Source organism: Rhizobium sp. LjRoot98, assembly GCF_964252935.1.
Taxonomy (GTDB): Bacteria; Pseudomonadota; Alphaproteobacteria; order Rhizobiales; family Rhizobiaceae; genus Pararhizobium.
The window spans coordinates 200684-222217 of sequence record NZ_CAXUPW020000006.1 but is presented as its reverse complement, the minus strand read 5'-3'; the positions used below and the strand labels follow the sequence as shown (position 1 = coordinate 222217).

General features: G+C 58.8%; 18 protein-coding genes and 1 tRNA gene. 7 read left to right on the top strand and 12 right to left on the bottom strand.

Annotation, left to right across the window (positions count from 1 at the left end):
- Nucleotides 1-8 precede the first annotated feature (8 nt).
- From sfsA to radC, 3 genes are read left to right on the top strand one after another with little or no spacing between them, the layout of a single operon-like run.
- A complete protein-coding gene (gene sfsA, locus ACSQ3J_RS20190) occupies nucleotides 9-728 on the top strand; it encodes a DNA/RNA nuclease SfsA (RefSeq protein ID WP_060505264.1) in 720 nt (239 codons plus the stop codon).
- Nucleotides 729-758: 30 nt separating this feature from the next.
- Complete coding sequence (gene map, locus ACSQ3J_RS20185; protein ID WP_060505263.1) at nucleotides 759-1586, top strand: type I methionyl aminopeptidase; 828 nt, start codon at nucleotides 759-761, stop codon at nucleotides 1584-1586.
- Between the two features lie 8 nt (nucleotides 1587-1594).
- Nucleotides 1595-2386, top strand: a complete 792-nt coding sequence (gene radC, locus ACSQ3J_RS20180) for a RadC family protein (RefSeq protein WP_436039986.1) — start codon at nucleotides 1595-1597, stop codon at nucleotides 2384-2386.
- A 12-nt stretch (nucleotides 2387-2398) separates the two neighbouring features.
- Here radC and ACSQ3J_RS20175 read toward each other — a convergent pair whose 3' ends face one another.
- A complete protein-coding gene (locus ACSQ3J_RS20175) occupies nucleotides 2399-3394 on the bottom strand; it encodes a magnesium and cobalt transport protein CorA (RefSeq protein WP_060505627.1) in 996 nt (331 codons plus the stop codon).
- A 288-nt stretch (nucleotides 3395-3682) separates the two neighbouring features.
- On the opposite strand from ACSQ3J_RS20175, the gene sthA reads away from it, so the two are divergent.
- The gene (gene sthA / locus ACSQ3J_RS20170; protein WP_060505261.1) at nucleotides 3683-5089 is read left to right on the top strand and encodes a Si-specific NAD(P)(+) transhydrogenase; all 1407 of its coding nucleotides are present in this window, start codon (nucleotides 3683-3685) and stop codon (nucleotides 5087-5089) included.
- A gap of 112 nt (nucleotides 5090-5201) precedes the next feature.
- Here the strand turns inward: sthA and ACSQ3J_RS20165 are convergent, their stop codons facing one another.
- The 6 genes from ACSQ3J_RS20165 to ACSQ3J_RS20140 form a co-directional block, all read right to left on the bottom strand.
- Nucleotides 5202-8342 carry an efflux RND transporter permease subunit gene (locus ACSQ3J_RS20165; RefSeq protein ID WP_436039984.1) on the bottom strand — a complete coding sequence of 1047 codons (3141 nt, stop codon included), beginning with the start codon at nucleotides 8340-8342 and terminating at the stop codon, nucleotides 5202-5204.
- 3 nt (nucleotides 8343-8345) lie between these two features.
- On the bottom strand, nucleotides 8346-9488 hold the full coding sequence (locus ACSQ3J_RS20160; RefSeq protein WP_436039983.1) for an efflux RND transporter periplasmic adaptor subunit: 1143 nt from the start codon (nucleotides 9486-9488) through the stop codon (nucleotides 8346-8348).
- Between the two features lie 241 nt (nucleotides 9489-9729).
- The gene (gene tig, locus ACSQ3J_RS20155) at nucleotides 9730-11196 is read right to left on the bottom strand and encodes a trigger factor (RefSeq protein ID WP_436039981.1); all 1467 of its coding nucleotides are present in this window, start codon (nucleotides 11194-11196) and stop codon (nucleotides 9730-9732) included.
- Between the two features lie 172 nt (nucleotides 11197-11368).
- Nucleotides 11369-11453: transfer RNA gene (locus ACSQ3J_RS20150), tRNA-Leu, on the bottom strand.
- Between the two features lie 214 nt (nucleotides 11454-11667).
- Nucleotides 11668-12249, bottom strand: coding sequence for a GDYXXLXY domain-containing protein (locus tag ACSQ3J_RS20145; protein ID WP_436039979.1), 582 nt, complete (start codon nucleotides 12247-12249; stop codon nucleotides 11668-11670).
- Nucleotides 12246-13358 (bottom strand): DUF2157 domain-containing protein, encoded by a 1113-nt coding sequence (locus ACSQ3J_RS20140; RefSeq protein WP_436039978.1) that lies wholly within the window; start codon nucleotides 13356-13358, stop codon nucleotides 12246-12248. The genes ACSQ3J_RS20145 and ACSQ3J_RS20140 overlap by 4 nt, the downstream gene beginning before the upstream one ends.
- Before the next feature lie 1004 nt (nucleotides 13359-14362).
- On the opposite strand from ACSQ3J_RS20140, the gene ACSQ3J_RS20135 reads away from it, so the two are divergent.
- The 3 genes from ACSQ3J_RS20135 to trmFO all read left to right on the top strand — a co-directional run bounded on the left by ACSQ3J_RS20135 (nucleotide 14363) and on the right by trmFO (nucleotide 16703).
- Nucleotides 14363-14506 carry a DUF1127 domain-containing protein gene (locus tag ACSQ3J_RS20135; protein ID WP_018325257.1) on the top strand — a complete coding sequence of 48 codons (144 nt, stop codon included), beginning with the start codon at nucleotides 14363-14365 and terminating at the stop codon, nucleotides 14504-14506.
- A gap of 495 nt (nucleotides 14507-15001) precedes the next feature.
- Complete coding sequence (locus ACSQ3J_RS20130; protein WP_081927849.1) at nucleotides 15002-15145, top strand: DUF1127 domain-containing protein; 144 nt, start codon at nucleotides 15002-15004, stop codon at nucleotides 15143-15145.
- A 145-nt stretch (nucleotides 15146-15290) separates the two neighbouring features.
- Nucleotides 15291-16703 (top strand): methylenetetrahydrofolate--tRNA-(uracil(54)-C(5))-methyltransferase (FADH(2)-oxidizing) TrmFO, encoded by a 1413-nt coding sequence (trmFO, locus tag ACSQ3J_RS20125; protein ID WP_060505254.1) that lies wholly within the window; start codon nucleotides 15291-15293, stop codon nucleotides 16701-16703.
- On the opposite strand, the gene ACSQ3J_RS20120 is transcribed toward trmFO, so the two are convergent.
- The 5 genes from ACSQ3J_RS20120 to yajC all read right to left on the bottom strand — a co-directional run bounded on the left by ACSQ3J_RS20120 (nucleotide 16700) and on the right by yajC (nucleotide 21482).
- Entirely contained in the window at nucleotides 16700-17140 is a 441-nt protein-coding gene (locus ACSQ3J_RS20120) for a hypothetical protein (protein ID WP_060505253.1), read from the bottom strand. The two genes, trmFO and ACSQ3J_RS20120, sit on opposite strands and share 4 nt — an antisense overlap.
- Nucleotides 17141-17261: 121 nt before the next feature.
- Nucleotides 17262-18131 (bottom strand): phytoene/squalene synthase family protein, encoded by an 870-nt coding sequence (locus ACSQ3J_RS20115; RefSeq protein WP_060505252.1) that lies wholly within the window; start codon nucleotides 18129-18131, stop codon nucleotides 17262-17264.
- 9 nt (nucleotides 18132-18140) lie between these two features.
- Nucleotides 18141-18527: an Mth938-like domain-containing protein gene (locus ACSQ3J_RS20110; protein ID WP_060505251.1), complete on the bottom strand. Its 387-nt coding sequence runs from the start codon at nucleotides 18525-18527 to the stop codon at nucleotides 18141-18143.
- Nucleotide 18528: 1 nt separating this feature from the next.
- Nucleotides 18529-21087 carry a protein translocase subunit SecDF gene (secDF, locus tag ACSQ3J_RS20105; RefSeq protein ID WP_060505250.1) on the bottom strand — a complete coding sequence of 853 codons (2559 nt, stop codon included), beginning with the start codon at nucleotides 21085-21087 and terminating at the stop codon, nucleotides 18529-18531.
- A 59-nt stretch (nucleotides 21088-21146) separates the two neighbouring features.
- The gene (gene yajC, locus ACSQ3J_RS20100) at nucleotides 21147-21482 is read right to left on the bottom strand and encodes a preprotein translocase subunit YajC (protein WP_060505249.1); all 336 of its coding nucleotides are present in this window, start codon (nucleotides 21480-21482) and stop codon (nucleotides 21147-21149) included.
- Between the last annotated feature and the right edge of the window lie 52 nt (nucleotides 21483-21534).

Genomic DNA, 21534 nt, shown 5'->3' with positions numbered 1-21534 from the left:
GACACTCCATGCTTTTCGACAGGCCGCTGGTGCCCGCCGTGCTCATTCAGCGCTACAAACGCTTTCTCTTCGATGCCGTTCTTGAGGACGGGCGCCAAATCACCGGCTCCTGCCCCAATACCGGATCAATGCGCGGGCTGACCACGCCGGGCTCGCGGATCTGGTTGTCCGAGCACGACAGTCCAACGCGCAAGTACCGGCACATGTTCGAAATGATCGAAGTCGGAGACACCGTCGTCGGCATCAATACCGGGCTACCGAACCGGCTGGCGGAAGAAGCGATCAGGGCCGGACAGGTCGGCGACCTTCACCTCTATGCGACCCTCCAGCGTGAACAGAAATATGGCCGCAATTCCCGCATAGACATGCTGCTGACCGATCCCGAGCGCGGACGCGCCTATGTCGAGGTCAAGAACGTGCATTTCAGCCGGACGGCGGGCCTTGGTGAATTTCCTGACAGCCCGACGGCACGGGGAGCAAAACATCTGGAAGAACTCGGCGATATGGTCGCTGAAGGCCATCGCGGCATCATGATCTACCTGATCCAGCGGGATGACTGCGCCACGTTCAGGATATGCGACGACCTCGACCCGGTTTATGCCGCGGCTTATCGCCGAGCCATACAGCGCGGGGTTGAGGCCTTTGCGATCAAGTGCCGGGTTTCGCCGCAGCAAATTGCGCCTGATGGGCTGATCCCGATAGACGAACCCGCCTGTGCTGATCTATGACACTTAAGAAAGACAACTGAAAGTATTGTAATGGTCACCTATATCGAGGCAGCGTCAGCGCCCTACAAGAATACCGGCGTCATCCGCCTCTATACGCCCCAGGATTTTGCCGGCATCAAGCGCGCCTGCCAGCTCACCGCGCGTTGTCTCGATGAGCTGGCGAGCCGCGTCAAGCCGGGTGTGACGACCGACGAGATCGACCGTTTCGTGTTCGATTTCGGCATGGACCACGGCGCCCTGCCCGCGACGCTCAACTATCGCGGCTACACAAAGTCGTCCTGCACCTCGATCAACCACGTCGTCTGTCATGGTATTCCCAATGAAAAGCCGCTGCGCGAAGGCGATGTCGTCAATATCGATGTCACCTATATCGTCGACGGCTGGCACGGTGATTCCAGCCGGATGTATCCGGTCGGCGAAATCAAGCGCGCCGCTCAGCGTCTTCTCGAAGTCACCCATGAATGCCTGATGCGCGGCATCGCCGCCGTCAAGCCCGGTGCGCGCACCGGCGCCATCGGTGAAGCCATCCAGACCTTTGCCGAAGCCGAGCGCTGTTCGGTGGTGCGCGATTTCTGCGGTCATGGTGTCGGGCGCCTGTTTCACGATGCGCCGAACATCCTGCATTACGGCCGCGCCAACGAAGGCCCGGAAATGCGCGAAGGCATGATCTTCACCATCGAGCCGATGATCAATCTCGGCCGGCCGCATGTGAAGGTTCTGGCCGATGGCTGGACTGCCGTTACCCGCGACCGCTCTCTTTCGGCGCAATACGAACATGCTGTCGGCGTCACCGCCACCGGCTGCGAGATTTTCACCCTGTCACCGGGCGGCCTCGACCGTCCGGGCCTGCCAACATAAGGTTTGCGATGACAAAGCCCCCATTTTCTTCCGAAGGCGATCATTCGCAACCGGCTGATGAAAGGGGCTTTTTCGCCGAACAGCAAGCAAAACGGCCGGCCTTGGCATTACCACCAGTGTCGCAAGACGATGCGCATTACCATGGCCATCGAGACCGGTTGCGGATACGCTATCGGGATCACGGTGATACGGCGCTGGCTGACTACGAAATCCTTGAGCTGCTACTCTTCCGGCTGATTCCGCGTCGCGATACCAAACCGATCGCCAAGGCGCTGCTTGAACGTTTCGGTACGCTGGCCGGCGTCTTTGGCGCCTCGCCTGCCTTGCTGCAGGAAGTGAAGGGGATTGGCGAGGCCGTTGCCCTCGATCTGAAGCTGATTTCGACTGTTGCCCATCGCACTCTCAAGAGCGAACTGAAGGGCAAGCAGGTGCTGGCCTCCTGGTCATCTGTAGTCGATTACTGCCATGCGGCGATTCCACACGAGACCCGGGAACAATTCCGCATCCTTTTCCTCGACAAGCGGAATGCGCTGATCGCCGACGAGGTGCAACAAACCGGCACCGTCGATCATACGCCGGTTTATCCGCGCGAAGTGGTCAAGCGCGCGCTCGAACTGTCCGCAACGGCGCTTATTCTCGCGCATAATCATCCCTCCGGTGATCCAACCCCTTCCCGGGCCGATATCGAGATGACCAAGATGATCGTCGATACAGCAAAGCCACTCGGGATCACCGTTCACGATCACATCATCATCGGCAAGGATGGCCATGCCAGCCTCAAGGGGCTGCGCCTGATCTAATCGTACCAGTTTTCAGAGCCACTTCGCTCGCCGGAACATGCGGTAGAGCATGCTGCATACGACAAAGATAAGCCCCAGGATAACAAAATAACCATACTTGAATTTCAGTTCGGGCATGTCGTCGAAATTCATCCCGTAAATTCCGGCAATCGCTGTTGGTACCGCCAGAATTGCCGCCCATGAGGCGAGCTTCCGCGAAATTTCGGTTTGTTCCGACTGGCCGATCATCAGGCTGGCTTCGAAGGTGAAGGCAAGCACCTCGCGCAACGTATCGATATCCTCCTGGACACGCCGCACATGATCGGTCACGTCGCGGAACAGCGCATGCAGCGTCGCGTCCATACCGGGTAAATCGAGATGCTCGTGGCGCCGGCAGACATCGACAAGCGGCACGACGGCGTTGCGCAGGCGAAGCAGGCTGCGGCGCAGGAAATAGAGCCGCTCGATATCCTTTTTGTCAAGGCGATCACGCAAGACCCGTTCTTCCAGTTCCTCCACTTCCGCATGAATGCCCTCAACGACCGGCATGTAGTTGTCGACGATAAAATCGAGGATGGAATAGAGAATGTAATTCTCGCCATGCGCCAATGCGGCTGGCGAAGCCTCGCAGCGTTGCCTGACCAAATTGTAGGATGTCGACGGCCCGTGACGCACCGAAACGACATAGCCGCGGCCGACGAACAGATGCGTTTCGCCGAAAACGATCTCATCGCCCGCCATATGGGCAGTGCGCGCGACGACGAAAATCGCATCGCCGTAGATTTCCAGCTTGGGGCGCTGGTGCGCGTGACCGGCGTCCTCGATCGCCAATGCATGCAAGCCGAACTCGACCTGCACCTCGCGGAGCAGCTCATCATCCGGCTCATGCAAGCCAATCCACACGACCGCCTTATCGCGGCCTTTCCACTTGTGCGCATCCTGGATTTCGATATCGCGGATGCGCTGGCCATCTTCGTAGACTGCGGCAGCAACCACTCCGGGACGGCTGCGCGGCTTGGCCGGTGGCATATCGGTGACGGTGGACGAAGCAGCCGTTTCGCTTTCTTGCCGGCTTCCAGCTTCCTGCAAAACCATGACACACCTCCCAGTGTTCAAGCGCCCAGTGACAGCGGATATAAACCTTCCCGCGGACCGCCGATTTCCCGACCAATATAATCGCTTTTGGTTAAATAAGCATCGGTAAGCCTGGGGCATGTTCCCAAGGCTTTATTAAACTGTAAGATTGACGATATAGACGCTTGCGGGCGACATTTATCGCAGCGCACAATGATTCTCCTCCATCACCGGAAACGCGTCATGAACCAGTACGATCTCGTGGTTGTCGGAAGCGGACCTGCAGGACGCAGAGCCGCCATCCAGGCTGCCAAACTGGGCAAGAAGGTTCTTGTCATCGAACAGGGAAAGCGCGTCGGTGGCGTCTCGGTCCATACCGGCACAATTCCTTCCAAAACGCTGCGTGAGACCGCACTCAACCTGACCGGCTGGCGCGAACGCGGCTTTTACGGCCGGGCCTACCGCGTCAAGGAAGAGATCAGCGCCGAGGATCTGCGCCGCCGTCTGCTAATTACGCTGGATCACGAGGTCGAGGTGCTGGAACACCAGTTTGCCCGAAACCGCGTGCAGCATATGCGCGGCAAGGCCAGCTTCGTCGATTCGCAGACGATGCAGATCGTGAAGGAAGACGGTGAGACCATCCAGGTTTCCGCCACCAGCATCCTGCTTGCGGTCGGCACGAAGCCGTTTCGCCCGGATTACATTCCCTTCGATGGAAAGACGGTGCTCGATAGCGACGAATTGCTTGAAATCGAAGATCTGCCGCGGTCCATGGCCGTCATCGGCGCGGGCGTCATCGGTATTGAGTATGCGACGATCTTCAGCGCGCTGGATACGCAGGTGACCCTGATCGATCCGAAGGCCACAATGCTCGATTTCATCGACAAGGAAATCGTCGAGGACTTCACCTATCAGTTGCGCGACCGCAACATGAAACTTCACCTCGGCCAGAAGGCCGAAAAGGTGGAGCGGCTGCCGGATGGAAAATGCTCGATCAAGCTCGACAGCGGCCGCATCATCATCTGCGAAATGGTGCTGTTTGCTGCTGGCCGCATGGGCGCCACAGATTCTCTTAACCTGGAAGCTGCTGGTCTTCAGGCTGACAGCCGTGGCCGCCTCAGCGTCAACCCCGAGACATTCCAGACGTCGGTTCCCAACATTTATGCCGCCGGCGACGTTGTCGGTTTCCCAAGCCTTGCTTCCACGTCGATGGAACAGGGCCGCATTGCGGCGCGCGTCGCCGTTGGGGCAATCGCCAAGGAACCGCCTAAATTCTTCCCCTACGGCATCTACGCCGTTCCGGAAATCTCGACCTGCGGCCTGACGGAGGAAGAGGTCAAGGAGCGCGGCATTCCCTATGAATGTGGCATTGCCCGGTTCCGCGAAACATCGCGCGGCCATATTATGGGGCTCGATTCCGGGCTTCTGAAGCTAATCTTCTCGCTCAAAACCCGCCGCCTGCTTGGCGTTCATATCGTCGGCGAAGGTGCCACCGAGTTGGTCCATATCGGCCAGGCGGTCTTGAACCTGAAGGGCACCGTCGAATATTTCGTCGAAAACACCTTCAATTACCCGACGCTGGCCGAAGCCTACAAGATCGCCGGTCTCGACGCCGGCAACCGGATGGGCGAGATCACGCCGAAGGTGTGAATGGGCGTCAGGACGGCGGCGCTTGGGCCATCAACCAACCTCCGCACATCGGAATCATAGATAGAGAAAAGCCGCCTCAACGGGCGGCTTTTCTTGTCAAAGGTTTCGCGGTTTATTCTGCCGGCTGACCTTCCGTTTTCCGGCCGATCGTCTTGGCCCTTTCGCGCAACCATTGGAAGTTCACGTAAAGCATCGGGATCAGGAAGATACCAATCAATGCCGCACCCAGCATGCCGCCGAAGACGGCTGTGCCAACACCACGGCGGCTCAGCATGCCAGCCCCTTCCGCAATGACCAGCGGCACCAGACCGGCAATGAAGGCGAAGCTGGTCATCATAACGGCACGGAACCGTTCGCGCGCGCCTTCGACAGCCGCGTCCGCAATACCCAATCCTTGCTTTCGCCGCTCCATGGCAAACTCGACGATCAGAATGCCATTCTTTGCCGCAAGCGCGATCAGCACCACAAGGCCGATCTGGGCATAAAGGTTGTTGTCGAGACCCGCCACCTTCAAGCCCAGCATCGAGCCGGCAATGCCGGCCGTCACCGATAGCAGCACCGCTATCGGGATCGTCCAGCTCTCATAAAGACCGACAAGGAACAGATAAGCAAAGAGCACGGCAAGCCCGAGGATCATCGTCGTCTTGCCACTGGCCTCGATTTCCTGCAGCGCCGTTCCGGTCCACTCATAGCTGTAGCCGGCAGGAAGCGTCTTGGCGGATACAGCCTCCATCGCCGCAATCGCTTCGCCGGAGCTGCGCCCCTCTGCTGGACCGCCGTTGATCGTCGCGCTGGCATAGTTGTTGTAACGGACGATCAGCTGTGGTCCGAGGATCAGGCGTGCCTGCGCAAACGCCCGGATCGGCACCATCTGGCCCTTGTTGTTGCGAACATTGATCCGGTAGATATCGTCAACCTTCGATCGCTCCGAAGCCTCGCCCTGCACCGTGACCTGCCATGTCCGGCCAAACAGGTTGAAGTCGTTGGCATAGGCGCTGCCGAGCACAGATTGCAGGACATTGAAGACATCCGAGACCTCAATGCCGAGCGTCTGGACTTTCTCGCGATCGATATCGAGATAAAGTTGCGGGGTATTGGCCGCATAGGTGGTGAACACCTTGCTCAGCGCCGGGTCCTGATTGGCGGCAAACACCAAGCCGCGTGCCGCCTGGGCAACATCGCTGGCGCTGCCGCCGGTCAGGCTGAGCAACTGGTACTCGAACCCGCTTCCCGTTCCCAATCCGATGATCGGCGGCAGGTTATAGACGATAACGTTGGCATCCTTGATCGCCTGCAGTTCAGCGCTCAACTTGCCAAGCAGTCCGTTGACGGACAATTCCACCGTCGTGCGGTCCGCAAAGGGCTTCAGCGTGACCACCAACAGACCTGAGTTCGACTTCACCTGGCCATCGAGCAGACTATAGCCGACAACCGACATCACACCATCGACGCCATCGGTCTTGCGGATCATATCCTCGACACGCTTGGCAACCTCGTTGGTGCGGTTGACCGAAGCGCCATCCGGCAGGACGATTTCACCGAAAATGGCCCCCTGATCCTCTGATGGCAAAAAGCCTGTTGGCGTCGATTTGACCAGCCAGCCGGTACCCGCCATGAGGCCGGCAAGAAGCACCAGCCCGAGAACAGCGAAACGGACGAACCGCCGCACCAGCGAGGCATAGCCATCGCGGGCATAATCGATTCCCTTCAACACATAGCGGATCGGCCCACGTTTCGGACCATGATGGGCTTTGAGGAGCACGGCGCAGAGTGCGGGCGACAGCGACAACGCGTTGATGGCCGAAATCACCATCGAGACCGAAACGGCAACCGCGAACTGGCGGAAAAGCTCACCGGAAATGCCCGGAATGAACGCCACCGGGATGAACACCGACAGCAGCACCAGCGTAATGGCGATAATCGGTGCCGTGATCTCGCCCATGGCAAGCCGCGCGGCCTGCGCCGGCGTGATGCTCGGGTCTTTCTCCAATTGGGCCTCGACCGCCTCGACCACGACGATCGCATCATCGACGACGATGCCGATAGCCAGCACGAGCGCCAGCAGCGAGACAGTGTTGGCTGAAAAGCCGAGCGCCATCATCACGGCAAATGTTCCGATCAACGAAACCGGTACCGCGATCAACGGAATGAGCGTTGCCCGGACACTTCCAAGAAACAGATAGACGACGATGACGACGAGAATGAAGGCCTCAACCAGGGTCTTGATGACCTCGTGAATGCTTTCCTCGACGAATTTCGTCGTATCGTAGGTGACTTTGTAATCGACGCCCTCCGGGAATGATGGCTTCAACTTTTCGAGCAGTTGGCCGATAGCCTCGGCCGTCGCAATCGCATTGCCGCCGGGGGACTGGTAGATGCCAAGCACGGCCGCCGGCGTGCCATCCTGCCGGCCGATCTGCTCCGCCGTCTTCGACGTCAATTCGACGCGCGCCACATCACGGATGCGGACAAAAGAGCCGTCCGGCTGGGCACGCAGAACGATGCTGCCGAATTCCTCGACCGTGCTGAGGCGCCCCTTTGTCTGGATGGTCAACTGGAACTGCTGGTCAGGCAGCGCCGGCTGAGCGCCGATACGGCCGATGGCCGCCTGGACGTTCTGCCGCTTCAGCGCGTCGACAATGTCATTCGGCGTCATGCCGAAACTGGTCAGCCGTTCCGGAGTCACCCAGATGCGCATGCTGTAGTCGGACGGCGTCAGCAGAGAGACGTCGCCCACGCCGCTGATCCGTTTCAAGCCATCAATGATATTGATTGTCGCGTAATTGGAGAGGAAAAGCTGGTCCTGCTTGCCGTCTTTTGACGTCAAGGCGATGATCTGCATCAGCGCGGAGGATTTCTTCTTGACGTTGATCCCCTGGGACCGTGCTTCCTGCGGTAGTTGCGCCTCGGCAAGGTTGACGCGGTTCTGAACGTTGACCGCGTTGATATCGGGGTCCGTTCCAACGGCGAAGCTGACGGTCAGTGTATAGCTGCCATCGTTGCCGCTGGTCGACTTCATGTAGATCATGTTGTCGACGCCAACGACCCGGGATTCGATCGGCTGGGCGACGGATTGCTGAACGATTTCAGCACTGGCGCCGGGATAGCTGACGGTTACGGACACCTGCGGCGGCACGATGTCCGGAAACTGGGCAATCGGTATGACGCTGAGCGCGACAAGACCTGCAATGGTGATGACGAGCGATATAACGACCGCAAGCCGTGGCCGATCGATGAAAATACCCGACAGCATGTTTTAGGATCCCGACTTGACTTCGAGCGGCTCGACAACCTGCCCAGGGCGAACCCGCTGTATGCCCTCGGTCACGATCCTGTCACCGACGGTAAGGCCCTTGAGAACGGACAAGTCGCTGCCTTCGGCCTGGCCCGGCTCGATACGGCGAACCTCGATCTTGTTTTCGCTGTTGACGACGAGAGCAAAAGGTCCTGATTGGTCGACCTGGATAGCCGCCTGTGGCACGACCAACGACTTTTCTGCAGCCCCTCCTTCAACAATCACAGTCACGAGCTGACCATCGACGAGGATGCGGTGCGGATTGGGAAATGTCGCGCGAACGGGCAACGTGTCGGTGCCCTGATCGGTGGTCACATCGACAAAACTGACCTTGCCGGGCTCGCCATAGCGCGTTCCATCGGCAAGATCGACATACACGACTGCCGCATCCACGGTGCTGCCCAGCGTTCCCTTGCTCGTCAATTTTTCGCGAATGGCCAAAATTTCACGCTGGGATACAGCGAAGCTTACATAGATCGGATCCTGGCTGACGACCGTCGCGAGGACATTGCTTGATGGACCGACGAAGTTTCCGATGGAATAGACTGAGCGGCCGATACGGCCGTCGATCGGAGAGCGAATCTCGGTGTAGCCGAGATCAAGCTTGGCTTTGTCCAGCGCAGCGTTCAATTGCGTGAGGCTACCCTTGGCCTCATTCTGCCTGGCAATTGCCAAATCAAGCTGATTTTGTGCTGCAGCATTTTTCGCGACAAGAGTTGTCTGCCGCTGAACTTCGATATCCGCCAATTCCAGTACGGCTTTAGCCGACTCGATCGCCCCCTCGGCCTGGACAACCGCTGCCTCGTATTGCCCCTTTTCCATGACAAAGAGCAGATCGCCCTGCTTGACATCCTGGCCTTCGGTGAAAAGCCGCTTTTCGAGGAATCCATCGACACGCGCCCGCAGATCGACCTTGTCTACCGCCTCCACGCGCCCGGTGAAGGATATGGCTGGCCTGATATCCTTTTCGACGACCCGGGTGACAGAAACCGAGGGCGCGGCAGCCGGTTTGGCAGCCTCCTGAGCCATGGCGCCGGTACCTATTGAAATCGCCGAGATGAATATCGCAGCAGTGACCAATGATCGATAGGCGCAACCTGCCATTGAATATCCCCTCAATCGCGTCCCATAACAACAACCTCACCTTCCTCTGTCCGATGGCAAGTGTCAATCTACGGACATCCTTGAAGTTTTCGCTTTTCGGATTGTTCCAATCGAGGACAAAACAACGAACTACAACGGCCAGCGGGGCCAAAACATCAAACCGATGTTGCGGCCCCGCGAAAGCAGAAAAGCCGCCCCTTGCGGGACGGCTTCTCCAAAAATCATGCGACGATGCGCGGGCTTATTCGGCGCTGTCGTCAGCTGCCTTCTTCTTGGCCGGAGCCTTCTTCTTCGGAGCGGCTTCTTCGCCTTCCGCAGCTTCAGCCTTGGCAGCCTTCTTCTTCGGGGCCTTCTTCGTTTCCGAAGCGCCTTCCTCGTCGTCGGCCAGCAGTTCTTCCTTGCTGACGGTCTTGTCGGTAACCTTCACTTCGGAGAGCAGGTGATCGACAACCTTTTCTTCGAAGATCGGCGCGCGCAGCGATGCGGCTGCACCCGGGGTCTTCTGGAAGTAGTCGATGATCTGCTTTTCCTGGCCCGGGAACTGGCGCAGCTGTTCGAACAGCGAACGCTGCATTTCTTCGTCGGTTACCGTCACACCGGCCTTTTCGCCGATTTCGGAGAGAACCAGGCCGAGACGGACGCGGCGTTCAGCCAGCTTGCGGTATTCGCCGCGAGCTTCTTCTTCCGTGGTGTCTTCGTCGGCGAAGGTCTTGCCGGCCTGTTCCAGATCGGTGTTGATCTGGCGCCAGATGTTGTCGAACTCGGCATCGACGAGGCGCTGCGGCGTGTCGAACTGATAGAGTTCGTCCAGCTGGTCGAGGATCTGACGCTTGACCTTCTGGCGGGTCATCGAGCCGTACTGGCTTTCGATCTGGCCGCGAACGACTTCCTTCAGCTTGTCAGCCGATTCGAGGCCGAGCTTGGTAGCGAGGTCGTCGTTGATTTCAACAGCGGCAGCAGCGGCAACGTCCTTGACGGTGATGTCGAAGGTGGCTTCCTTGCCGGCAAGGTTTGCAGCCGGGTATTCAGCCGGGAACGTCACGGTGATGACCTTCTCGTCGCCAGCCTTCAGGCCAACGAGCTGTTCTTCGAAGCCCGGGATGAAACGGTTGGAGCCGAGAACCAGCTCAGCGTCTTCGTCCTTGCCGCCGTCGAAGGCTTCGCCGTCGACCTTGCCGAGGTAATCGATGGTGACGCGGTCGCCGTTGGCGGCCTTGCCCTTCTTGGTTTCGTACGTGCGGGCATTTTCAGCGATCTTGAGGATCTGCTCGGTCACTTCGGCTTCGTCGATATCAACGACTTCGCGGGTCACCTTGATGCCGCTGACGTCCTTGAGTTCAATCGCCGGAATGATTTCGTAGGCCAGTGTGAATTCGAAATCGGCTTCAGCGCTGAGAATCTTGTCGGCTTCGGCTTCGTTCTCGGTCATCGCGATTTCCGGCTGCGTCGCAGACTTTTCGCCGCGCTCGGACAGGATTTCGGTTGGCTTTTCGCGAACGAGTTCGTTGACGAGCTCAGCCATGATCGACTTGCCATACATCTTCTTCAGATGTGCGAAAGGCACCTTGCCCGGACGGAAACCGTTGATACGGACCTTGTCCTTGGTTTCGGCGAGGCGCTCGTTCATACGAGCTTCCATGTCCTTGGCCGGGATAACGACCTTGAGTTCGCGCTTCAGCCCTTCAGCGAGCGTTTCGATAACCTGCATGTTCAAACCTTCATTTCACGTTGACAGGGCTCTGTCGGTGTTCTTGTACACGAGCACTTGAGCCGATCCATTTGCCGGGAGTGGCTTTACGCAAATCAGTCACCGTTTTGCAAGCAAAATGGCGCCGTCCTATCGATCGACGCCAAGGCAAGCCCTGGACGTCCCTTTATTCTGGTGCGGGTAGAGAGACTTGAACTCCCACGCCTTGCGGCACCAGAACCTAAATCTGGCGTGTCTACCAATTTCACCATACCCGCGTTCAGAAAAACCGCAGCGCCTGCTCGCATCGGCACAGAAAAGTCCTGGGCGGCTACGCCTGTGACCAACCTGCACCGGGTTCAGGGCGTTCCCGAGCGCGGCGTCTCTATATCACCCGTTTCCAAGGGATCAAAGGAAAAATGGGGATCAAAGGAAAAATGCGGTTTTTGTCGTATTCCCATCACTTGTGACGGCCTGTACCAGCTCTCTCAATCAGTAAAGAGGCTCCTCATAGAGCGGCTTGCCGTCGATCGCGATCAGACGGATCTGCATCCGGCCCTCATCATCCACCCGCGCGGTCACCGACAAGGCACTGGCATTGCGCGCCTCCTCGAGAACCTTGCCCTCGCCTTCCGGCACATAATAACGCTCGATGCCGTAATCGACATTCAACGAAGACTGCGCGCCATCCGGCGCCGGATAAAAATAGAATGGCGCGCTACGGGCGATAACACTGCCCGCCTTTGGTACAAGAGCACTGAACGAGGCTTCCACAACACCCCAGAATCCGTCCGGCTGTTTTTCAAGCCGCACGGAGAGCTGCGCATCAGTCGCCTCGGCGGGAAAACCGCCGGTGACCTTGTCGGCCGGAATGGTCGAGATATCATAGGATAAAATGACATAGTCACCGCGCAAGAGATCGCGCGGATCGACGGGAACGGTCTTCAGCACCACATCGACGCCGTTGCGCAAGATGGATGCGCGGCTCTCGATCATGTAGCCGAGGAAGGCGGTCTGCAGCACCGCCACCAGAATTGCCGCAAACAGCGGCCTCACCAACGGATTGCGGTTCATGCCACGCTCCCTTCGGCTGCGGTTTTAGATGACAATCGCTTTTCCAGCCGGATGACCAGCCAGGCGATCAAAGCGACGACGACACCGGAAATCAGGAAAAAGCCGGATGTGCCAAGGATGCTGCCCAGTGTCTCGGACGCCAGATAAAGGGTTTCGGCCGCGAAAACCGCGTAACCGAGAAAGCGGACCGCACCATTCAGCCGGCCGGCGATGGCAATACCACCGAGCGCCACCGCAAGCGTCGTTGCTCCGATTGCGATCTCCTGGCCAATGCCATCAACCTCGTCATGCAAGGCCGCCAGCCCCATCACGGCAAGCGCAAAGCTATAAAAGGCGGGAGCCGCTCCGGCCTCGCGGGCGAAACGATAGAGCGGCGACAGGGGAATGCTGGTCACCAGGAACGCTACGACACCTGCCCCGAACAGGAGGCTCGCGACCCAGACCTCCGGCAGCTCGACGTAAAACCAGCCGAGCCAGGCCAGGGCAAGAAGATACGCAAGGTGGCGGGCGATGCCCGCATTGGTGTATCGCACCAATGCAATCACGATGACGATCAGCAGCGGCACGAGGTAGATATAGCCGTTCCCCTCGAAACTGGCATCATTGTCGACCATCAGTTCGGCGAAAATGGCCCAGGCCAGGAAACCGCAAAACACTGCAAGCGCGGCTGAGCGAAAGGCCACCGCGGTGACGCAAGCCGCCGCAAACCAGACGAGCAGCGCATCGGTCGCATCGCCCGACAGGTGATACATCTGCCCGACCAGCGCGATTGCGCCGCCAAAGGTCATGGTCGCCAGCACCAGCAGCGCGGCACCCATTGCCTTGAACCCACGACCAAGGCAGGCGGCAGCGGCCAGATAAAAGGCCCAGATCAGCGCAACGATCCCGATGACGCGGAAAAGACGCGGGATAGCCTCCCAGTTGGCGGCAACGAGAAGGAGGATTGCAGCGGATACGAGGATCGCCGCCAGCACGAGAAGAACCCGGCCGGCGCTGAAGACGGTCTCGCGGCCATCATACTCCGCCAGCATGGCTTTTGCCGCCCCAGAATCAAGCATGCCCTTGGAAACCCAGATATTGAAGTCTTTTTCGATCCGTCCCCGGTACATCGGCCGATCCCCTTGCATGCGTGTGTTGGGCCACACATATCATAGGCGTTCCTGATTCCTAGATGACGATCAGGCCCGGCGCTCCCTCTTTGCGGCGTCAGCGGCGCGGTCATCGTTAACGAAGCATGAAGGGTTTCGTGCGAATCTGGAATCGGAAGAGAACTGCAGGGCGTATCGCCGGGCTTATGCGGAATTTGCATGTCATCCATGATGATATTGCACTGCACAAATCGCCATCGGTCACCTATCTTGTTCTCAAGAAGACGGAACGAGATCAGCGCAAGCGATCGGGACCGTCAGCGGCATGGCCAGCCGCTTTCGCTCAAGAAGCGGAAAAGGCCAGCGAATTTAAAAGGTTCGCTTCATAGAATTCGGAGTGGCGCACTCCTCCTCCCAGCGCCGCTCCGATCCGATGGGCAACACTCCTCCTCCCAGTTGCTCATCACCGTAAATGACGCCCGCTGGACCTCCTCCCCCAGCGGGCGTTATTCGTTTCAGCCCCCCCGACACATCATCGTATTTCTGCGGTCGCAACTGCGCGGATGATCAAAATTCAGGCATCCGTGTCGCAAACGACGAGTCTAGCCATGCAACAGTGGAATAGGTGCCATTCGCCATTGGCTCTACCCATTTGCGCTCGGCGGATTTATATTCAGGACAACTTCGGGGCAGCGCACTCCTCCTCCCAGCGCGCCCTGATGGGATCGGTAACACTCCTCCTCCCAGTTGTCGATCAGAACAAGCAACGCCCGCCGGACCTCCTCCCCCGACGGGCGTTGTTTTTTATTCGGCACCCTCTCCAAAAATCGGCACTTCAATTGCGGCGGTCACGCACTCGCATCGACTTTGGCCGAACCGTGACCAACGGGCGCACCGAGACTTGCAAGAAGCGCATGGGTGCGATGCAGCATTGTCTCTGTAATTTCAGGGCGGAACGGCCTATATTCCAACCATCAGATGAGGGCCAGCAAAGAGTGCTGGCAAACCTAGAAAGGACCAGCATCATGAATATCGCTCGCTCATTCAACAATTGGCGCAAGTACCGTCAGACCTGCAACGAACTCGGCCGCATGACCGACCGCGAACTGAACGACCTCGGCATCGGCCGTGGCGACATCCAGTACGTTGCCCGTCAGGCAGTCAAGTAAGCCTCGCGACCGGCTGGTTCTTCCAGCCCGATGCGCAGCCACCAAACGCCCTCCGGCTCAAACCGGCGGGCGTTTTTTTCGTTCAGGTGCCGCTTACAGGCTTTGAATGGACGGACCACTCCGATTACAAATCAACCATAGCTTTCGACGCAGTGCAGCATAACAGCTTCTGCCTATTTTCGTTGCAGCATCGTACTCAGCACGCCTTGGCAGGCAATCAGGGCAGAGACTCGCTCCGCAACACAATTTCGCCACACAAAACACATCCGAAAAACAAACGGTTAAACGGATTCCGGCTTGGCGAACCATGCCGTTAACCTATGGCTTGTTTTTCATCAGGCACCCAAAATGCTCAGCGAAACAGCATCGCATTGCACAAATGCATAGCAGATGCATTTTCTTTGCACTCCATCTTTTCCCGCGAAAGGCGTACAAGGATCTCAACGAAGCAGGCAATCACTGCACTGCTCATTTGTAAGTCTCAAGGAAAAGATCATGAACCCGATTCGTATCGCAAAAAGCTGGATCAACTACCGCCGTACCGTTGCTGAACTTGGCAACCTGTCCAACCACGCCCTGACGGACATCGGCATCACCCGCTTCGACATCCGCAACATCGCTTCGCGTTCCTTCCGTTAATCGGGCCAGTCCGTTGACCGGACCGGGAATGTCGAGGAACTAAAAACGGCACCACACGGTGCCGTTTTTGATTCCGGGCCTTGCATTGATATCAACCGCACGGAACCGGTTTCTTTCCTGGCCGCGTTGCTCTAGTAAATGGCCCATGACAGATACATCTTCGCACTCCCCCATTCACGTTATCGGCGGCGGCCTCGCCGGCTCCGAAGCCGCCTGGCAGATCGCCGCGGCAGGCATCCCGGTCATTCTTCACGAGATGCGCGGCGTCCGCGGCACGGATGCCCACAAGACCGACGGCCTTGCCGAGCTGGTCTGCTCCAACTCGTTCCGCTCCGATGACGCTACCAGCAATGCCGTTGGCGTCCTGCACGCCGAGATGCGGCTTGCCGGTTCGCTGATCATGGCTTGCGCCGACAAGAACCAGGTTCCGGCCGGTGGAGCGCTGGCGGTTGATCGCGATGGTTTCTCCGATGCAGTGACTGCGGCGATCGACGCCCACCCGCTGATCACCGTCGCGCGCGAAGAAATCAGTGGCCTGCCACCGAAGGATTGGGACCTCGCCATTATCGCCACCGGGCCGCTGACGGCACCTTCGCTTGCCAGCGCCATCCAGGCGGAAACCGGCGCCGATGCGCTGGCCTTTTTCGACGCTATCGCCCCCATCATCCATACCGAGAGTATCGACATGGATGTCTGCTGGTTCCAGTCGCGTTACGACAAGGTCGGTCCGGGCGGCACAGGCAAGGACTATATCAACTGCCCGATGGACGAGGCGCAGTACAATGGTTTCGTCGATGCGCTGATCGCCGGTGACAAGACCGGTTTCAAGGAATGGGAAGGCACGCCCTATTTCGACGGCTGCCTGCCGATCGAGGTCATGGCCGAACGCGGCCGCGAAACCCTGCGTCACGGCCCGATGAAGCCGATGGGCCTCACCAACGCCCATAACCCCACCGTCAAGGCCTATGCCGTCGTGCAATTGCGTCAGGACAATGCGCTTGGCACGCTCTACAACATGGTCGGGTTCCAGACCAAGCTGAAATACGGTGCGCAGGCGGAAGTGATCCGCATGATTCCCGGACTGGAAAATGCCGAATTTGCCCGCCTTGGCGGCCTGCACCGCAATACCTACATCAATTCGCCTGTCCTGCTGGATGGATCGTTGACGCTGAAGTCCCGGCCCGGACTGCGATTCGCAGGCCAGATCACCGGCTGCGAAGGCTATGTCGAAAGCGCCAGTATCGGCCTGCTCGCCGGCCGTTTCGCTGCTGCAGAGCGCAAAGGCCAGCCATTGCCGCTACCGCCCGAAACAACGGCCTTCGGTTCGTTGCTCAACCATATCACCGGCGGCCATATCGTTTCGGATGACGAGCCGGGAAAACGCTCGTTTCAGCCGATGAACATCAATTTCGGCCTGTTTCCGCTGCTGGAGCCCGGCGCTATCGTCAAGCCCGAGGGCGTCAAGCGCTTCCGCGGCAAGGACAAGACGGTAATGAAAAAGCAACTGGTGGCGCAGCGGGCGCTCGACGATTGCGCAGCCTGGCTGAAGTCGGTCTAATTCTCCGGAAGGGTAGCACGTTCCGACTGCGGCTTGAAACTGCCCAGCAGCCAGAGGGAAACCTCGGCTGCTATTTCCGGGCTTGCAAACTCATAGACGCCGTCGAGATATGAGAAATCGGTGAAGTGGACCCTCAGGCCACGTCCGCTGCCGGCGTTGCCGACATTCACCTTGCCGGCTTCGATCAGGTGGCAGACGAAATGCGTGCCATGGGCTGCCATAAAACCGGCCTTGCCATCGTGCAGGCGGACGAAATAGGCTTTTTCATCGGCGGTCGCATGAATGGCCCGGATGGCTTCATCGGGAAAAGCGCGGCCAAAATCGAGGATCGCCGTCCCGGTGTCCGGCTCGCGCCTGTCCTTGTCGGCACGAGCCTTCATTCGCATGTAGAAAAGACCTGCGATCAAGATGCAGATGATGACAATCGGCCAACCCATGGCGCCGACTCCCTTTTACACAGTTCCTGATAATAACACGGGAGCGACTCTAAAAGGCGAACCTTGCGCCAATGTGCCCGCACTCGCCAATATTGGCACAGACGAAGGCGCCGTCAGTGTTCTACCATCTGCCGCTGCGCGCGGCCCGCCACATCCACCACTGCCGACGCCACTGCGGCGGTACGATCGAATGCTCAAAGAGTTTCGCGCCTGCCCGCTCGGCGCGATCGAACACCGGTTCTGCCAGTGCCAAGGCGGTAAACGCATAGCGGTTGGCCGGGGAGATGCTCGCGGCAGCCGCACGGGCCTTGGCAAGGTGCTCGCGGCCAAGGCCAGCAAATGCACAGATTGCCAAGCTGACGGACTGTTCGTTCTCGCCCGAAAGGAAGCCATCACGGTCAAGCCCGGTCGCGGCCAAGAGCTCGGCCGGAAAATACACTTGCCCGCGCCGGCGATGCAGCGGCAGCAACAGCAGCAGCCCGGCGATCGCCTGGGCAACGCCGGCATGACCGGCAGCAGACGCCGAGTTCTGCGCCTCTGCGGGATCGAGAATCAGGCTTGCAAGCTGAATGAGTGCCGACGCGGTCTCACCCGCATATCCTTCAAGCGACGCGCGGCTTTCCATCGGATCGTCATAGAGATCGAAGATACGGGCATCGATCATGTTCTGCAGCACCGGCACGGGCAGCTTGTGGCTTTTCACGCAGGCCAGCAGCGCCTCGGCCAGCGGATTGCCCTCGCCGCTTACGCCCGTTGGGTCCTCGAGCACATCACGCCACCATTGCAGCCGGATTTCACCGGGCAAGGGTTCACGCACGAGATCGCGCACCCGGGCAATCTCGGCATGGAACGCATAGAGTGCTGAGAGCGGGCCGCGTTTATCCTGCGGTGACAACAGGCAGGCAAGATAGCGGTCACGGTCGCTGTCGCGCAGTGCAGCAAGGCTGAAATCGTAGGCAGGCTGAAGAGCCACGGCGGTATTTTCTGGCATGGTCATCGTTCAAACGACAATGAAGGCGGCGGCGACGGCGCGTTCTTCGGCAAGCATGATGTTGTAGGTTCGGATGGCAGCACCGGTGCTCATCGGATCGGATGAAATTCCGTGTTCCTTGAACACCGCCCTCAAGGCCGCAGGCAAAGGTCTGATATCCTTGCCGGTGCCGACAAGAAGAACCTCGATGTCAGCGGCCTCTTCCAGAACGCGCTGAAAATAGTCCACCGTCAGCGGATCGCCCTCCACCATGTCCCAGCCGTAGATGCCCGAGGGCAGCATCAGCAGTGAGCCACGATGCGACATTTCCGCGAACCGGAAGCCGCCATTGCCATAACTGTCGATCGGCGCCCGGCCCGGAAAATGAGCCTGACGGATTTCGATGGGTTTTCGCATGCTACTGCGCTCCCTTGACCGGCTGGGCACCAACGCCACCGGCTTTTTCCGCGTCGCCCGGTGTCCCATGCCGCAGCTTGAACAGGATGAGAACCGGACCCGCCACATAGATGGACGAGAACGTACCGACAGCCACGCCGAACAGCATCACGAACGCAAAGGATTGAATCGCCTCGCCACCGAAGACGCACAGCGCCGCCAGCGCAAGCATCGTCGTAGCGCCGGTGAGCACGGTGCGAGACAGGGTCTGATTGATCGATGTATCGATCAGGATCGGCAAGGGCATGCGCGGATATCGCCTGAGGTTTTCGCGGACACGGTCATAGACGACAACCGTATCGTTGAGCGAGTAACCGACGATTGTCAGCAGGGCCGCGATGCTCGTCAGATTGAACTCCATGCCGGTCACGACAAACAGTCCAATAGTCAAAAGCACGTCATGCAGCGTCGCGACGATGGCGCCTGCGGCAAACTGCCATTCAAACCGCACCCAGATGTAGATCAGGATCGCCAGAAGTGATGCCAGGACGCCAATGGTGGCAGCCGTGGTCAGGTCGCCCGAAACAGACGGCCCGACGACTTCGACGCGGCGGAATTCGTATTCCTCCTCAAGCTCGCCCCGGATCATGATCACCGATGTCTGCTCGGCATTTTCGCCGCCATCACGCGAATGGACCCGGACCACCACATCCTGCGCCGAACCGAACGGACTTACCGTGACGTCACCAATATTGAGCTCGTAGAGACGGCCACGAATGTCCTCGAGATCAGCATTACCCTCCCGGGCTTTCAGCTCGATCACCGAGCCACCGGAGAAATCGATGCCGAGATTGATGCCAAGCGTACCAAACAGAAGCATGCTGACGACGGACAGGAGAGCCGTCAGCGAGAAGACATAATTGCGGATCGCCATGAAACGCAAAGCGGCACCATCGAACATGCCGGTGCGGATACCATCCGGCAATGCCGTCGGATTACGCCGGTCGACCCAGATTTCCAGCATGACCCGTGTCAGGGTAAAGGCGGTGAAAAGCGTGGTGACGATACCGATGGCAAGCGTCACGGCAAATCCGCGGACGGAACCCGTCCCCAGGAACAATAGAATGATCGCGGCGATCAATGTCGTGATGTTGGCATCGACAATGGCAGCAAACGCCCGCGAGAAACCATATTGCAGGGCGTCCCGCACCGAGCGGCCCTGCCGCACTTCTTCGCGGATACGCTCGTAGATCAGCACGTTCGAATCGACCGCCATGCCGATCGTCAACACGATCCCGGCAATGCCCGGCAGTGTCAAAGGCAGCCCGGTGGCAGTCAGGACAGCAATGATCATCACGACGTTGAGTGCGACGGCAAGGCTCGCAACCGCGCCGAACAACCCGTAAAAACCGATCATGAAGGCGATCACCAGGACGGCGCCGATTGCACCGGCGGTCATGATAGAATGGATAGAATCGGCGCCGCGTCCCGCCCCGATCGACCGTTCCTCAACGACTGTAAGAGGTGTCGGCAAGGCTCCGGCGCGCAACAGCAGCGCCAGATCGCCGGCTCCTTCCGGGCTCATGTCCGCGGCAAGCTGCACGGTCCCATCCGTAATCGCCTTGCGCACCAGAGGCGTCGCAATCACCGCCCCGTCCAGAACGATGGCAACGGTCGTTCCGGAATTGTCCGTCGTTGCCTGGGCAAACCGAGCGGTTCCTTCCGGTCCCAGCCGAAGGTTGACCACGGGATTACCGGATTGGGCATTGACCGCCGATTGAGCATCGATGATGTCACTGTTGTCGATAATGGGCTGGCGGCGCAGCAGATAACCGATCGGTGGATCGTCTGCCGAATAGAGAATTTCCGAATTGACCGGCGGCTGGCCGTTGACCGCGTCTTCAACCGGCATCGACATATCGATGCTGCGAAATGACAACATTCCGGCCTGACCAAGGATGTATTTAATCTGTTCGGGATCATAGCGCCCGGGTATCTGGACGATGATCCTGTCCGCACCCTGTTTGCGGATCTTCGGCTGCAGAGAACCGAGTTCTGTCAGGCGCCGGTGTAAAACAGTGATCGCGCTGTCGAGTGTGGCGGAAATCCTGTGGTTGATGCCGTCATCGGTGACAGCGACAGACAAGGCGCCATCGGGGGAATTGCCGACGGTGACTTCGCTGAAATCTTTCTTCGTCAGGCCAGTGGCTTTGACCAGATCGGTCAGGGGCTTCAATGCCGCCCGTGCAACATCGGCCTGAGCGGCATCGCGAAGACGAAGCTGGATCGCCTGCCCGGTTCCAGACAGTCCGGAATAACCGATGCCGGCAGCGCGAAGGCGCGTGCCGACATCGTTGATAACAGTTTCAAGCCGCGCCTTGACGACATCTTCCCGCTCGATCTTCAGAGTGATCTGCGATCCACCCTGGAGATCGAGGCCCAGCATCATCTGCTTCTTGGGAAGCCAGTCCGGTAGTGTGGCCAAGGTCGCGGTCGGAACCGCGTTCGGCACGGCGACCAGGATGCTGAACAGCACGACGAGCCAGACGATGATGGTTTTCCAGCGGGAAAAATACGGCATGAAGCTCTCAAAGACACGTCGTTACAAGGTGGCCAGTGTGCCCCGGCCTCCCTGCAAGCTTATTCCTTGACAGGTTCGCCCTTCACACGGACTTCGGATACACCACTGCGTACCACACGAATCTTCACACCGTCAGCAATTTCGACTTCGAGTTCGTTGTCATCAACGACCTTCGTCACCTTGCCGACAATTCCGCCACCGGTAACAATCTGATCGCCGCGGCGGATGTTCTTCAGCAGTTCCTCGCGGCGCTTCATGTTGGCGCGCTGCGGACGGATGATCAGGAAGTACATCACGACGAAGATCAGCAGGAACGGCAGGATCGACATGAGAATATCAGCGCCGCCGGCGCTTGCGCCGGGTGCCGTCTGGGCGAATGCCTCGGTAATGAACATCAATCACTCCTTGAATGCGGTTTGGCGGACAGATGCCCGCGTTTCGGATCGC

Excerpts from the sequence above, each read along its gene's own strand:
- ACSQ3J_RS20110 (WP_060505251.1), bottom strand. The coding sequence starts at position 18,527 with ATGCGAAAACCCATCGAAATCCGTCAGGCTCATTTTCCGGGCCGGGCG.
- ACSQ3J_RS20130 (WP_081927849.1), top strand. The coding sequence starts at position 15,002 with ATGAACCCGATTCGTATCGCAAAAAGCTGGATCAACTACCGCCGTACC.
- ACSQ3J_RS20115 (WP_060505252.1), bottom strand. The coding sequence starts at position 18,131 with ATGCCAGAAAATACCGCCGTGGCTCTTCAGCCTGCCTACGATTTCAGC.
- yajC (WP_060505249.1), bottom strand. The coding sequence starts at position 21,482 with ATGTTCATTACCGAGGCATTCGCCCAGACGGCACCCGGCGCAAGCGCC.
- ACSQ3J_RS20120 (WP_060505253.1), bottom strand. The coding sequence starts at position 17,140 with ATGGGTTGGCCGATTGTCATCATCTGCATCTTGATCGCAGGTCTTTTC.
- sthA (WP_060505261.1), top strand. The coding sequence starts at position 3,683 with ATGAACCAGTACGATCTCGTGGTTGTCGGAAGCGGACCTGCAGGACGC.
- ACSQ3J_RS20140 (WP_436039978.1), bottom strand. The coding sequence starts at position 13,358 with ATGTACCGGGGACGGATCGAAAAAGACTTCAATATCTGGGTTTCCAAG.
- ACSQ3J_RS20145 (WP_436039979.1), bottom strand. The coding sequence starts at position 12,249 with ATGAACCGCAATCCGTTGGTGAGGCCGCTGTTTGCGGCAATTCTGGTG.
- ACSQ3J_RS20175 (WP_060505627.1), bottom strand. The coding sequence starts at position 3,394 with ATGCCACCGGCCAAGCCGCGCAGCCGTCCCGGAGTGGTTGCTGCCGCA.
- trmFO (WP_060505254.1), top strand. The coding sequence starts at position 15,291 with ATGACAGATACATCTTCGCACTCCCCCATTCACGTTATCGGCGGCGGC.
- radC (WP_436039986.1), top strand. The coding sequence starts at position 1,595 with ATGACAAAGCCCCCATTTTCTTCCGAAGGCGATCATTCGCAACCGGCT.
- ACSQ3J_RS20160 (WP_436039983.1), bottom strand. The coding sequence starts at position 9,488 with ATGGCAGGTTGCGCCTATCGATCATTGGTCACTGCTGCGATATTCATC.
- sfsA (WP_060505264.1), top strand. The coding sequence starts at position 9 with ATGCTTTTCGACAGGCCGCTGGTGCCCGCCGTGCTCATTCAGCGCTAC.
- ACSQ3J_RS20165 (WP_436039984.1), bottom strand. The coding sequence starts at position 8,342 with ATGCTGTCGGGTATTTTCATCGATCGGCCACGGCTTGCGGTCGTTATA.
- secDF (WP_060505250.1), bottom strand. The coding sequence starts at position 21,087 with ATGCCGTATTTTTCCCGCTGGAAAACCATCATCGTCTGGCTCGTCGTG.
- map (WP_060505263.1), top strand. The coding sequence starts at position 759 with ATGGTCACCTATATCGAGGCAGCGTCAGCGCCCTACAAGAATACCGGC.
- tig (WP_436039981.1), bottom strand. The coding sequence starts at position 11,196 with ATGCAGGTTATCGAAACGCTCGCTGAAGGGCTGAAGCGCGAACTCAAG.
- ACSQ3J_RS20135 (WP_018325257.1), top strand. The coding sequence starts at position 14,363 with ATGAATATCGCTCGCTCATTCAACAATTGGCGCAAGTACCGTCAGACC.